The organism is Nocardioides sp. P5_C9_2 (genome assembly GCF_054049555.1).
Genome location: NZ_JBFUMD010000047.1, coordinates 1 through 12,761, shown reverse-complemented (window position 1 = coordinate 12,761; position 12,761 = coordinate 1). Strand labels below are relative to the sequence as shown.

The window sequence follows — 12,761 nt, the reverse complement described above, 5'->3', positions numbered from 1 at the left end:
GGCCTGCTCGCGCCCCATGCCCGCCCTCCCCTGCCCGGCGCTCTGCCCGTCGCCGCGGTGCAGGATCTCCAGCAGGGTCCTGCCGCGCAGCTCGGGGTGGTCGTGGGTCTGCACGAACCACCCGGGGCGCACCCGGGCCCCCAGCTTGGCCTTGCCCGTGTGCGGCACCGGTGCGGGCGGCTCGCCCACGGGGCGGTGCTCGACGTCGGGGTCGCTGCCGCCGGCCGCGAGCAGCCGCAGGAAGTGCGACTTGCCGGAGCCGTTGGAGCCGAGGACGGCGACCCGCTCGCCGTACCAGACCTCGAGGTCGAAGGGCCTCATCAGCCCGGTGAGCTCGAGGTCGGTGCACACGACCGCACGCTTGCCGGTGCGGCCACCCTTGAGGCGCATCGTCACCTGCTGCTCGCGGGGCTGCTCCATCGGTGGGCCGGCCTCCTCGAACTTGCGCAGCCGCGTCTGGGCGGCGCGGTACTGCGAGGACATGCCGTCGTTGTACTCGGACTTGATCTTGAGCCGCAGCACGAGCGCCTTGATCTTGGCGTGCTCCTCGTCCCARCGGCGGCGCTGCTCCTCGAAGCGGAGGAACCGGTCCTCGCGGGCCTCGTGGTAGCTCGTGAAGCCGCCGGGGTGCGTCCACACCAGGTTGCCGGCGGCACCGAGCTCGACGGTGACGATGCGGGTCGCGGTGTTGGCGAGCAGCTCGCGGTCGTGGCTGATGAACAGGATGGTCTTGGCCGACTCGCGGATCCGCTGCTCGAGCCAGATCTTGCCGGGCACGTCGAGGTAGTTGTCGGGCTCGTCGAGCAGCAGCACCTCGTCGGGACCGCGCAGCAGGTACTCCAGGACGAGTCGCTTCTGCTCGCCGCCGGACAGGGTCGACAGCGAGCGGTGCTTCGCCCGGTCGAAGGCCAGGCCCATGGAGGCGACGGTGCACGTGTCCCACGTGACCTCGAGGTCGTAGCCGCCGGCGTCGGCGTACTCCGACAACGCCTCGGCGTAGCGCATCTGCGTCGCCTCGTCGTCGGTCTCCATGAGCGCGAGCTCGCACTCGTCGACCGCGCGGGCGGCGGCCTGCACACGGGGCGGCGCGACGCTGAGCAGCAGGTCCGCGACGGTCTCGTCGATCCCACCGTGACCGACGAACTGGCGCATCACGCCGAGCCCTCCGGAGCGCGTGACCGCGCCCGCGTGCGGGACCAGGTCACCGGTCACGATCCGCAGCAGTGTCGTCTTGCCGGCACCGTTGGCGCCGACGAGGGCGACCTTCGCGCCGTCGCCGACCCGGAAGGAGACCTCGTCCAGCAGTACTCGTCCGTCGGGCAGCTCGTAGCGCACTCCCGACACATCCACATGTCCCACGGGGCTCATTGTCCGCTACGCCCGCGCCGGGGACCACGCGTTAAAATCCGGCGGGCGGCGTTTCGGAAGTGGTCTGGACCACCTTAGGGTGTGGGGCATGTCCGTCCAGAGCGAGCAGTCCACGTCCTCCGTCCCGAAGTGGCGCATCATCGGCCCCGGCCTCGTCGTCGCCGCCACCGGCGTCGGTGCGGCCGACCTCGTCGCCACCCTCATCGCCGGGCAGAAGTTCGGTTACACGCTGCTGTGGTGCGTGGTCGTGGGGTGCCTGATGAAGATCGTGCTGGTCGAGGGGGCGGGCCGCTACTCCCTCGCCACGGGACGCACCATCTTCGAGGGCTGGCGCTCGCTCGGCATCTGGACGACGTGGTACTTCGCGCCCTACATCGTCATCTGGGGCTTCGTGTACGGCGCCGCCGCGATGGCCGGGACCGGCCTGGCGCTCGCGGGACTCACCGGGGCCCTGTCGGTGACGTGGTGGGGCATCATCTCCGGCCTGATCGGCCTGGCCCTGGTGTGGTCCGGCCGCTACAGCGTCTTCGAGAAGGTGCTCGCCGCCCTGGTCGGGCTCATGTTCGTCACCATGGTCGGCGCCGCGCTGCTGACCACGCCCAACATCCCCGAGCTCCTGACCGGTCTCGCCCCCCGCATCCCCGACGGCGGTCTCGTCAACACCCTGGCCCTGGCCGGCGGCGTCGGCGGCACCATCACCCTCGCGGCGTACGGCTACTGGCTGCGCGAGAAGGGCTGGGCCACCCCGGCGTACATGCGCGTCATGCGCATCGACAACACGGTCGCCTACGTCGTGACCGGCATCTTCGTGCTCGCCACCCTCGTCGTCGGCGCCGAGCTGCTCTACTCCACCAGCGTCGCGATCGAGAGCGGCGACGCGGGTCTCCTCGACCTGGGCGTCGTGCTCCAGGACCGCTACGGCCAGTGGGCCGGCAAGGTCTTCCTCGTCGGCTTCTGGGCCGCCGCGATGTCCTCGCTGGTCGGCGTCTGGAACGGCGTGAGCCTGATGTTCGCCGACTTCATGACCAACGTGCGCGGCGGGCACAGCGACGACGCGGACGCCCGCGCCGGCGGCACGTGGTACAAGGCCTACATCCTGTGGCTGACCTTCCCGCCGATGGCGATGCTCTTCCTCGGCAAGCCGGTCTGGCTGATCCTGGCGTACGGCGTGCTGGGCGCGTTCTTCATGCCGTTCCTGGCCGTCACGCTGCTGTGGCTGCTCAACACCGACCGCACGCCGGCCGAGTGGCGCAACAAGCTGCACTCCAACGTGCTGATGGCGATCATCGCGCTGGCCTTCGTCGCCTTGTGCGTCAACGAGGTGCGCAAGGCCGTCGCGGGGGCCTAGCCGTCAGGCGCCGGTGGGGTGCCTCACCCAGACGTTGGGCTCCACGTAGACCGCCGTGCCGTGCTCGGCGTCGCACAGCACCGGCGCGAGGGCGCCGGGCACCTCCACCGCGCCGGTGCGGTCGAAGGGAAGCCCGGTCCACTCCCGCCACTCCGCGACCGTGCCGGGGATGACCATCGAGCGGGGCGCGACGCTGTCGATGCGGCCCCCGGCGCGCACGTGGACGCGCAGCCACGGGTCGACGGGCAGGCCGTCCTCCCGGGTGCGGGAGGCGTAGTGGGCCATCGGCTCGTGGACGTCGGCCTTGCCGTTGGGCCGCACCGGGGCGAGGAGCTCGGAGAAGCCGAGGCGGCCGGCGTTGTCGCGCAGGGCCGCCACGATGYCACCGGAGAGGCCGGTGCCCTGGAGGTCCGGTCGGACGGCGATCTCGACGGCGGAGACGGCGTTCGGCTCCTCCTTCCACAACCGGGTGAGCAGGCCGCTGCGGATCGCGGCGTCCCAGCCCGCCTCCGGCAGCTCGTCGCCGTCGAGCCGGAAGGGCACCGAGTGCGCCTTGGCCACCATCACGCCGTCCTGGTCGAGGCAGACCAGCACGAACTCGGCGAACTCCTCCAGCGACGCGTAGTAGCCGTTGCCGATCGGGTCGTGCTTCATGAACTCGGGCCACGAGGTCTCGAGGTCCCAGAAGACGTCCATGAGGGCGGGGCGCTCGGCCAGGGTCACGATCTCGAGGTCCATGGCTCCATCCTCGCCGGGTGGGCAACCGATGTGGCTGGACTCAGGTGCGCTCGGCGACGCGGCGGGCCGCGATCTGCAGGACGTCCCACGTCGAGGAGAACGGCGGGGCGTAGGCCAGGTCCATCCACGCGAGGTCGTCGACGGTGCCGCCCGCCCACAGCACCGCGGCGGCGGTGTCGACGCGCTTGCCTGCCCCGCGTCCGCCCACGACCTGCACGCCGAGCAGCCGGCGGGTGACCCGGTCGGCCATCACCCACAGGGCGATCGGATCCGCCTCGGGCATGTAGCCGGTGGCGGTGGTCCCCTCGGTCACCAGGATGACGGGGTCGTGACCGGCCTCCTCGGCCTCCGCACGGCCCAGGCCCGTCCGGGCGATCTCGAGGTACTGCCCGTCCGCGGCGAACCGGGTGATCGAGGTGTCCACGATCCCCTGGAAGGCCAGCGTCCCGCCGGCGAGGCTGTCGCCGAGCGCGCGTCCGTGCTTGGTGGCGTGCGTGCCCAGGGGCCTGAAGACCCAGCGGTCGTCGATGCGGCGGCGCACCTCGCAGCAGTCGCCGGCGGCCCACACCCCGTCGGCCACGCGGCCGTGCGGGTCCGGGCGCAGGGCGCCGTTGTCGGAGCGCTCGAGACCCGATCCGTCCAGGAAGGCGGTGCCCGGCCGCACCCCGATGGCCAGCACGACGAGGTCGGCGTCGCGGCCGCCGCCCTCCCAGCGCACGCCGGTGACGCGCTCGCCCTCGAGCTCCAGGCCGCTCACCTCGACGCCGAGCACGACCTCGGCGCCGGCGTCGCACAGCGCCACGTCCACCCGCTCGGACATCTCGTCCTCGAGCAGCGCCAGTCCCCGCCCGCGGGTCACCACGGTCACCCCGAGCCCGCGACGCAGGGCCGCCTCCGCGACCTCCACGCCGATGTAGCCGGCCCCGACGACGACCACGTGCGCCCCGTCGCCCGCCCGCTCGAAGCGGTCCAGCCACGCGGCCCCGTCGTCGAGCGTCTTGACCGGCCCGACCATGTCGTACGGCGTGCCGTCGGGTCGCAGCGCCCAGTCCGGCACGATCGCCGGGGCGCCGGTGGCGACCACCAGCTCGTCGTACTCCAGGGTGTCGCCGACGGCCGTGGTGACCGTGCGCCCGGCGGTGTCGACGGCGACGACCTCGGTGCCGAGGCGCAGGTCGATGCCGGCATCACGGTGCTGCTCGGCGGTCCGGGCGACGAGCTCGTCGGCGGAACCCACCTCTCCGGCCATCCAGTACGGGATGCCGCACGCGGAGTACGACGTGTGGCTGCTGCGCTCGAGGACGGTGATCGCGAGCTCGCGACCGGTGCGCCGGGCGGTGCGCAACGCCTGGTGGGCCGCCGACATGCCGGCCGCGTCGGCCCCGACCACCACGACCCGGGTGACGGCGCCGCTCATTCCTCGGTCTGCTTCGCCCACAGGTTGATGCCGGCATCCACGGCGTGCCGGTCGATCGCGGCCAGCTCGTCGTCGGTCAGCGGCGGACCGTCGAGGGCGTCGAGGTTGGTGTCGAGCTGCGCCACGCTGCTGGCCCCGATCACCGCGCTGGTCACGCGCGGGTCGCGCAGCGCCCACTGGAGGGCGAGCTGGGCCAGCTTCTGCCCGCGCTGCCGCGCGATGCCGTCCAGGGCACGCACCCGCTCGAGCACCTCGTGCTCCAGACCGGCCAGCGTGCTGTCGTCGCGGGCCGCGCGACTGTCCTGCGGGACGCCGTCGAGGTACCGGTCCGTGAGCAGCCCCTGGGCGAGCGCGGTGAAGACGATGCAGCCCATCCCCTGCTCCTCGAGCTCGTCGAGGAGGCTCTGCCCGCCGGCGTGGGGCGCCTCGATCCAGCGGTTGAGCATCGAGTACGACGGCTGATGGATGAGGAGCGGGGTGCCGAGCTCACGGGCGACGGCYGCCGCCTCGCGCGTCTTGTCGGCGGAGTACGACGAGATCCCGGCGTACAGCGCGCGGCCGCTGCGGACGGCGGTGTCGAGCGCCGCCATCGTCTCCTCGACGGGCGTCTCGGCGTCGAACCGATGGCTGTAGAAGATGTCGACGTAGTCCAGCCCGAGCCGCGCCAGGGACTGGTCGAGGCTGGCCAGGACGTACTTGCGGCTGCCGCCGCCCTGGCCGTAGGGGCCAGGCCACATGTCGTAGCCGGCCTTGGTCGAGATGACGAGCTCGTCGCGGTAGGGCGCGAAGTCGTCGCGCAGGTAGCGCCCGAAGTTCTCCTCGGCGCGCCCGTAGGGCGGACCGTAGTTGTTGGCCAGGTCGAAGTGCGTCACGCCCCGGTCGAAGGCCCGGCGCAGGATCGCCCGCTGGATCTCCTCGGGGCGGTCGGTCCCGAAGTTCTGCCACAGGCCCAGGCTGAGCGCGGGGAGCTTGAGCCCGCTGCGCCCCGTGGAGCGGTAGCCCATCGAGTCGTAGCGGTCCTCGGCTGCTTCGTACGTCATGGAGCCACTCTCGCAGGTGCTGGGGCGGCCGCAGTTGCGGCGCCGCTCTAGCGTGGAGGGATGGCAGGGGTACGACGGGTGGCCGCGATCGTGCTCGGCGGCGCGCTGCTCTCCGGGTGCTCCTCGCCCTGGGCCGCACCCCCGACGCCCGACCCCACGGAGTCGTCGCCGGAGCCGCGCCCCTCTCCCACCCGGGACTCCCCTGCTCCGCCGCCACCGTGGGTGTCGCCGTACGTCACCCCCTCGGCCACCGCGGAGTCCGAGCCGGAGTCCGTGCCGCCGGCCGGGGAGCCGCGCCGGGCCTTCCTCACCGTGCCACGGCTGGGGCTGCGGGACTTCCCGGTGGTGCGCTACCGCGGGTCGCCCGACGACGCGGCCGGCACGGACATCCAGAACGGCGGCTCGCTCGCGTCCCCGCGTGGCTCCGGCGGCGGTGTCGCGGCCGGGGCCGTCGGCAACCACGTCATCACCGGGCACCGCCTCTCCTCCACCCAGCCGTTCCGCTACCTGCCCTCGCTGCCGCGCGGCAGCCGGGTGCTCGTGCGGGTCGGCGACACCGTGCACGTCTACGAGGTACGCCGCACCCGCTGGACGTCGTTCCGGTCCCGGTCCTCGCTGGCCGCCCAGCGCGCCCCCGTTCCCGGCCGGCCCGGCGTGGAGGCAACCCGTCCGATGATCACGCTGTCCACCTGCGCGACCCTCGAGGACCACGCGGCCGGGAACTACTGGGCGGACGAGTTCGACAACCCCGAGCACCGGATCGACAAGATCGGCGTCCTGGTCGCCACCCGTCCCGCCTGACCCCTACCCTCCGCTCATGCCCAGCACCGACATCGCCGTCCACGACTGGCACATCGAGGAGCGCGAGTACCGCCGCCACGAGCAGCGCCGCGGTCGTCGGCATGCCTTCGAGTCCCTCGACCCGACCCGGACGGCCTTGGTGGTCGTCGACATGGTCGCCTTCTTCGTCGAGCCCTCGGCGTACTGCCGCGGCATCGTCCCCCAGATCAACCTGCTCGCCGACGAGCTCCGCGCCGCGGGCGGGGTGGTGGCCTGGGTCGTCCCGGGTCACAGCGACCCCACTGCGCGCGATCGCGAGCACCTGGGCGACGAGATCGCCGAGCTCTACGCCCGCTCCGGTGGCGCGGGGACGCCCGCCGAGCGTCTGTGGCCCGCGCTCGCGGTCGCCGACGAAGACCTGGTCGTCGAGAAGACGGCGCACAGTGCCTTCTTCCCCGGCCGCAGCCCTTTGGCCGGGCTGCTGGCCGATCGCGGGATCGACACCGTGGTCGTGACCGGCACCGTCACCAACGTGTGCGTCGAGGGCAGCGTCCGCGACGCGGCCACCCTCGGCCTCCGCGTCATCCTGGTCGCCGACGGTTGCGCCGCGATGCGCGATCAGGACCACAACGCGGCCCTCCACGTCGTCTACCGCTCGTTCGGCGACGTGCGTCCCACCGACGAGGTCGTCAACCTCATCCGCGGGCACTGACCGGGCAGTTGCGTCGCGCTGGGAGGCGTCGACCGGGCACTTGCGTAGCGCTGGGAGGCGCCGACCGGGCACTTGCGTAGCGCTGGCTCGCGCCGAGCGGGCACTTGCGTCGCGGTCGAAATCTGGCCCGCCGGAGTCGCCGGAAAGTGGTGTCCACCATCCGGTCAGAACCGCTCTGCGGAGGGGTTCGTTGTCGGTGGTCCCTGCTGGAATGGACCCATGCCCGAGACCACCGCACCCGCTCTGCCGGAGACCCCGGCCGGGCTGTTGCGCGCGGTCCGTGAGCACAAGCAGGCAGCCGATCGGGCGGACGTCGAGATGATGCGGCTGGGGTTGCACTGGGCCGATCTGCACCTCGCGGACCCGGAGTTCGCCCAGGCGTGCTTCCAGTCGCCGAAGACGTTCGCCGGCGAGGGATCGCCGATGATCGATGAGTTCTGCGTCCCGGAGTTCGCGACGATGCTGGGACGCACCAACGACAGCGCGGGCCGGTTCCTGACCGCGTGCGTGGAGGTCGCCTACCGGCTCCCCAGGTTGTGGGGTGCCGTGCAGGCCGGCCTCGTGGCCGGCTGGCGCGCCCGGCTGATCGCCGACTCCACGCTGGAGCTGACGCTGCAGGCCGCGACGTACGTCGATGAGCAGGTGTTCTGGTGCGCCTCCCGGCTCACCCCCGCGGCCCTGGACCGGGTGGTGCAGGAGGCCCGGGTCCGGCACATGCCCGACGCCGTCGCCGAGGCATTGGCGAAGTCGGCGGACAAGCGGCACGTCACCTTCGACCTCCAGCAGGTCTCCTACGACGGCACCATGGGCCTGGAGGCGGCCCTGGAGATCCCCGACGCCCTTGCCCTGGCCGCGGCGGTGAAGAGCGGGGCCGAGCACCTCGCGAAGCTGGGGTCGACCGACACCGTCGACGGACGCCGGGCCACCGCGCTGGGCGACCTCGCGCGTCATCAGCTCACCATCGGTTTCGACGACAATCCAGCTGACGCCGAGGCCACGCCTGTCCCGTCTCGTGCTGCTGCGCCGGTCACCCAGGTCGTCCTCTACGCGCACCTGTCCGCCGACGCGATCACCCGCCACGCCCAGACGGTGCCGTCCGGCGGTGAGGYGTTGGTCGCGCGGCTCGAGCAGGCCGGCCAGCGGTTGGTGTCGGTGGAGCAGCTCCGCATCTGGTGCGGTCGCCCCGACGTGSSCGTGGTCGTGAAGCCCGTGATCGACCTGCGCGAGCGCCTGGAGTGCCAGGGCTACCAGCCCACCGAGAAGATCCGCGAGCACGTCATCGTCCGGGACGGGACGTGCGTGTTCCCGTGGTGTGGCCGCAACGCCCGACACTGCGACCTCGACCATGTGGTCCCCTACGACCACGACCACCGCGAGGACGGCGGCCCGACGTCCACCGACAACCTCGCCGCCCTGTGCCGGCTGCACCACCGGCTCAAGACCCACGCCCGGTGGAGGTATGAGATGACCGAGCCCGGGGTCTTCGACTGGACCAGCCCGCTGGGTCACACCTACCGCCGTGACCACACCGGCAGCACCGCGACTGGACGCGCCTGGCCCCAACCCGACCAGCCCGGCCACCTCACCGGGCGGCTCATCGAGCTCCCCGACCTCCCCGACCTCCAGACCCTCCAGACCCTCCAGTCCCTGCGCGCCCACCCGCCCGACCAGTAGCGACCCCGCCCCACACCCCGCCCCAGCGACACCGGCGGGGCCACCGGCACGTCCGGACGAAGGCGCAACCGGCGCGGCCGCAGCGGAGATGCATGGGACCGCAAACCCGCGGCGTACCAGCGGCTTCGCCCACGTGCCACGATGACCCCGTCCGCTCCACCTCACACGAACGGAACTCACATGGGCCTCATCTTCCCCGTCTCCGAGGACACCCCGGACGACAAGGACGCCGCGTTCGAAGACTTCGCGACCGACTGGTCGGACACCTGGATGGTCGAGGTCGACACGGACTTCGACGATGAGGAGGCCGGCGACGTGGTCCGCCTCGGGCCCATGGGCGCCCAGGCGGCGTGGGACCTCGCCAGCGCGCTGGACGAGAAGCGCTCGGACTGGACGATGGTGATCCTGCCGCTCTTCTCCGACACCGACGTCGACTCGATCATCGAGCAGATCGAGTCCTGAGCCGGAGCGGCGGCGGGCTCAGACCCGCCGCGACTCCAGCACCCGGAATCCCTTGACGGACGCGAGGCGTGTCGTCGGGTAGCCCTGCTCCCCGAGCCACCGCTGGAGCGAGTCAGCGCCCAGGTTCTTGCCGACCACCATCACGGCACGCCCGCCGGGGGCGAGGCGGGGCAGCCACGTGAGCAGCAGCTCGTGCAGCGCCTCCTTGCCGATCCGGATCGGCGGGTTGGACCAGATCTCGTCGAACTGCATGTCCGATGGCACGTCAGCGGCCCGGCAGGCGACGAAGTGGCCCTCCACGCCGAGCGCTGCGGCGTTCTCGTTGGCGAGCAGGATCGCCCGTTCGTTGACCTCCAGCCCGATCACCGACGACAGCGGCACCGCCGCGGCGATGCCGAGCCCGATGACGCCGTACCCGCAGCCCAGGTCCAGGAAGCGACCCGCGACCGGCGGCTCGAGCTCGCGGAACAGCACCGCGGTCGCATGGTCGAGGTGTCCCCGGCTGAACACCCCCGCGCCGCTGGTCAGCTCCAGCTCGTGGCCCCACACGGACGCCGTGAACGTCTCCCGCTCGAACGGCGCGGTGGGGTCCGCGGAGAAGTAGTGCTCCTCAGTCATCGATGGCCTCCCTGGTGTTGCGGGCCCGCTCGGCCTGCGCGGCGAGCTCGGCGCCCTGGGGGTAACCGACCTCCTCCAGCGTCAGCCCGTGTGCGTGCATGACGGTCAGTGCGGGGTCGCGTCGGCGCGCGACCATCAGCTCGGCCGCCCACTCCGGCGGCTTGCGCCCGTCCCCCACGGCGAGCAGGCAGCCGACGAGCGAGCGCACCATGCTGTGGCAGAAGGCGTCGGCGACCACCCGGGCCACCGCGATGCCGGTCTCGTCGCGGCTCCACGACAGCTCCGTCAGGGTACGGACGGTGGTCGCGCCCTCGCGCCGCTTGCAGAACGACCCGAAGTCGCGGAGCCCGATCAGCGAGGCGGCGGCACCGTTCATCGCGTCGAGGTCGAGCGAGCGCGGCCAGGCCAGCACGTGCGAGCGCAGCAGGGGGTCGACCAGGACGGGGTCGTCGGCCACCCGGTAGGCGTAGCGACGCCAGGTCGCGGAGAAGCGGGCATCGAAGCCCTCCGGCGCCACGGACCCACGATGGACCCGGACATCCGCGGGCAGCAGGCCGTTCAGGCGACGCACGAGAGCCGCAGGCGGCGGCTCCGCGGACCTCCCGGCCGCGCGCGCCAGGTCCTCGGGTGACACGTCCAGGTGGACGACCTGCCCCCGTGCGTGGACGCCGGTGTCGGTGCGTCCGGCACACACGACCCGCACGACGGGCAGCCGGAACACCGTCGCCAGCGCGTCCTCGAGCGTCGCCTGCACCGTCCGCAGCGACGGCTGGGTCGCCCAGCCCCTGAAGTCGGTCCCGTCGTAGGACAGGTCGAGCCGGATGCGCACCCGACGATCCTAGGCGGCTCTCGAGGGCCTCCCCCGTGTGCCCCGGGCCGCCATACTCGACGGGTGAGCAACCCCGCGATCATCCTCGTCTCCGGCGCGCACCTCGACGTCCTGGAGGAGCAGTTCTCCCRCTACGCACGCGAGTACGACGTGCGCCTCGCCGCGTCCGCCGCCGAGGGCAAGCACCACGCGGTCGACGTCATCGACGCGGGCGGTCAGGTCGCACTGTTCGTCCTCGAGTCGGAGCTGCCCGATATGGAGCTCTATCCGGCGATCGCCAAGATCCGCCAGATCGTCCCCACCGCGCGTCGCGTCGTCGTGGCGCACTGGGAGAACTTCCGCCGTGACGCGGAGGCCCTGCGCCCCGGCCAGGCGACGGGCAAGTACGACGCCTTCCTGCTGATGCCGCGCGGGGTGCGGGACGAGGAGTTCCACACGGCGGTCATCGACCTGCTCAACGACTGGGCCGCCACCGTCGCCGTGCCCGAGGTCGTGACGGTGCGCATCGTCACGCCCGAGCACGACATCCTCACCCTCCAGCTGCGCGACTACCTCGAGCGGGTCGGCCTGCCGTGCGGCGTGTTCCACCCCGACAGCGAGGAGGGTCGCGACGTGCTCTCCCGTCGCGTGGTCGACGACGGACGGTGGCCCCTGGTGGAGGTCTTCAGCTCGACGGCACCCTTCGTGCCCACGAGCACCCGCGACCTCGCGGTCACCCTCTACGGACGTCCCGACGACATCGAGGTCGACCAGGTCGTGGATCTCGTGGTGATCGGGGCCGGACCCGCGGGTCTGGCGGCCAGCGTGTACGGCGCCAGCGAGGGCCTGTCCACGGTCACGGTGGAGGGCGAGGCCATCGGCGGCCAGGCCGGCACCAGCTCGATGATCCGCAACTACCTCGGGTTCCCCCGCGGGATCTCGGGCATGCGGCTGGCCCAGCGCGCCCGCAACCAGGCGATCCGCTTCGGCACCCGCTTCTTCACCGGCTGGCCGGTCACCTCCCTCGAGCCGGGCACGGACGGGCGCCCGCACGTCGTGCGGACCGAGGGAGGCGACGTGCACGCCCGCGCCGTGGTGATCTCCACCGGCGTCACCTACCGGCGGATCGGCATCGAGTCCCTGGACGGGCTGGTCGGGTACGGCGTCCACTACGGCGCCGCGATGACCGCGTCGCGGGAGATGGAGGGCGCCGACGTGATCGTGGTCGGGGGCGGCAACAGCGCCGGGCAGGCGGCCGTGCACCTGGCCCGCTTCGCCCGCTCGGTCACGATCATGGTCCGTCGCCCCGACCTGTCGGCGACCATGTCGCACTACCTCGTCCGCGAGATCGGCTACAACCCGCGCATCGAGGTCCTCGGCAGCGCCCGCGTCGTCGACGGCGGCGGCGAGGGACGTCTGGAGTGGGTGGACGTCGAGGACGTCACGAGCGGCGACCGCCACCGCCGTGAGGTGCGCGGCCTGTTCCTCCTGCTCGGCGCCGACCCGCAGTGCGAGTGGCTGCCCGACGAGGTCGCCCGTGACCAGCGCGGCTTCGTGCTGACCGGGCGCGACGTCCCCAGCGAGGCTTGGGTCGGCGGCCTGCCGCCGGCCAACCTGGCGACGACGGTCCCGGGGATCTTCGCCGCCGGCGACATCCGCGCCGGGTCGATGAAGCGAGTGGCCTCGGCCTCCGGGGAGGGCGCGTCGGTGGTGTCGCTCGTGCACGACTGGCTGGCCTGACACCCGTCAGCGTATTCAATGAAACGGTTGACAACCCTCCATGCGCGGATCTACCG

12 protein-coding genes are annotated in these 12,761 nt (G+C 72.3%); 6 read left to right on the top strand and 6 right to left on the bottom strand.

The features are described 5' to 3' along the window. A partial coding sequence (locus ACXJKL_RS04235; RefSeq protein WP_457205807.1) for an ATP-binding cassette domain-containing protein occupies positions 1–1,359 on the bottom strand: 1,359 nt, incomplete at its 3' end. Between the two features lie 97 nt (positions 1,360–1,456). Here ACXJKL_RS04235 and ACXJKL_RS04230 point away from each other — a divergent pair. Continuing rightward, positions 1,457–2,716, top strand: a complete 1,260-nt coding sequence (locus ACXJKL_RS04230) for an Nramp family divalent metal transporter (protein WP_457205806.1) — start codon at positions 1,457–1,459, stop codon at positions 2,714–2,716. A gap of 3 nt (positions 2,717–2,719) precedes the next feature. Here ACXJKL_RS04230 and ACXJKL_RS04225 read toward each other — a convergent pair whose 3' ends face one another. The 3 genes from ACXJKL_RS04225 to mgrA are packed head-to-tail and all read right to left on the bottom strand — an operon-like array spanning position 2,720 to position 5,911. After that, positions 2,720–3,454 (bottom strand): N-acetyltransferase, encoded by a 735-nt coding sequence (locus ACXJKL_RS04225; RefSeq protein WP_457205805.1) that lies wholly within the window; start codon positions 3,452–3,454, stop codon positions 2,720–2,722. Positions 3,455–3,494: 40 nt separating this feature from the next. Beyond that, complete coding sequence (locus ACXJKL_RS04220) at positions 3,495–4,892, bottom strand: FAD-dependent oxidoreductase (RefSeq protein WP_457205804.1); 1,398 nt, start codon at positions 4,890–4,892, stop codon at positions 3,495–3,497. Continuing rightward, complete coding sequence (gene mgrA, locus ACXJKL_RS04215; RefSeq protein WP_457205803.1) at positions 4,868–5,911, bottom strand: L-glyceraldehyde 3-phosphate reductase; 1,044 nt, start codon at positions 5,909–5,911, stop codon at positions 4,868–4,870. The genes ACXJKL_RS04220 and mgrA overlap by 25 nt, the downstream gene beginning before the upstream one ends. A gap of 60 nt (positions 5,912–5,971) precedes the next feature. Between mgrA and ACXJKL_RS04210 the strand changes: the two genes are divergently transcribed. From ACXJKL_RS04210 to ACXJKL_RS04195, 4 genes are all read left to right on the top strand, one after another. Then, on the top strand, positions 5,972–6,712 hold the full coding sequence (locus ACXJKL_RS04210; RefSeq protein WP_457205802.1) for a sortase domain-containing protein: 741 nt from the start codon (positions 5,972–5,974) through the stop codon (positions 6,710–6,712). 16 nt (positions 6,713–6,728) lie between these two features. Next, the gene (locus ACXJKL_RS04205; RefSeq protein WP_457205801.1) at positions 6,729–7,403 is read left to right on the top strand and encodes an isochorismatase family protein; all 675 of its coding nucleotides are present in this window, start codon (positions 6,729–6,731) and stop codon (positions 7,401–7,403) included. 219 nt (positions 7,404–7,622) lie between these two features. Continuing rightward, positions 7,623–9,077 (top strand): HNH endonuclease signature motif containing protein, encoded by a 1,455-nt coding sequence (locus ACXJKL_RS04200; protein WP_457205800.1) that lies wholly within the window; start codon positions 7,623–7,625, stop codon positions 9,075–9,077. Positions 9,078–9,257: 180 nt separating this feature from the next. Continuing rightward, complete coding sequence (locus ACXJKL_RS04195) at positions 9,258–9,539, top strand: hypothetical protein (protein ID WP_457205799.1); 282 nt, start codon at positions 9,258–9,260, stop codon at positions 9,537–9,539. Between the two features lie 18 nt (positions 9,540–9,557). Here the strand turns inward: ACXJKL_RS04195 and ACXJKL_RS04190 are convergent, their stop codons facing one another. Then, positions 9,558–10,157 carry a class I SAM-dependent methyltransferase gene (locus tag ACXJKL_RS04190; RefSeq protein ID WP_457205798.1) on the bottom strand — a complete coding sequence of 200 codons (600 nt, stop codon included), beginning with the start codon at positions 10,155–10,157 and terminating at the stop codon, positions 9,558–9,560. Further along, positions 10,150–10,986 carry a tRNA pseudouridine(38-40) synthase TruA gene (gene truA, locus ACXJKL_RS04185; protein WP_457205797.1) on the bottom strand — a complete coding sequence of 279 codons (837 nt, stop codon included), beginning with the start codon at positions 10,984–10,986 and terminating at the stop codon, positions 10,150–10,152. The genes ACXJKL_RS04190 and truA overlap by 8 nt, the downstream gene beginning before the upstream one ends. A 63-nt stretch (positions 10,987–11,049) precedes the next feature. Between truA and ACXJKL_RS04180 the strand changes: the two genes are divergently transcribed. Next, the gene (locus ACXJKL_RS04180; protein ID WP_457205796.1) at positions 11,050–12,705 is read left to right on the top strand and encodes an FAD-dependent oxidoreductase; all 1,656 of its coding nucleotides are present in this window, start codon (positions 11,050–11,052) and stop codon (positions 12,703–12,705) included. The last annotated feature ends 56 nt before the right edge of the window (positions 12,706–12,761 follow it).

What these genes read in the sequence shown, in the direction of transcription:
- ACXJKL_RS04230 (WP_457205806.1), top strand. Translation starts at nt 1,457, where the DNA reads ATGTCCGTCCAGAGCGAGCAGTCCACGTCCTCCGTCCCGAAGTGGCGC.
- ACXJKL_RS04210 (WP_457205802.1), top strand. Translation starts at nt 5,972, where the DNA reads ATGGCAGGGGTACGACGGGTGGCCGCGATCGTGCTCGGCGGCGCGCTG.
- ACXJKL_RS04205 (WP_457205801.1), top strand. Translation starts at nt 6,729, where the DNA reads ATGCCCAGCACCGACATCGCCGTCCACGACTGGCACATCGAGGAGCGC.
- ACXJKL_RS04195 (WP_457205799.1), top strand. Translation starts at nt 9,258, where the DNA reads ATGGGCCTCATCTTCCCCGTCTCCGAGGACACCCCGGACGACAAGGAC.
- ACXJKL_RS04190 (WP_457205798.1), bottom strand. Translation starts at nt 10,157, where the DNA reads ATGACTGAGGAGCACTACTTCTCCGCGGACCCCACCGCGCCGTTCGAG.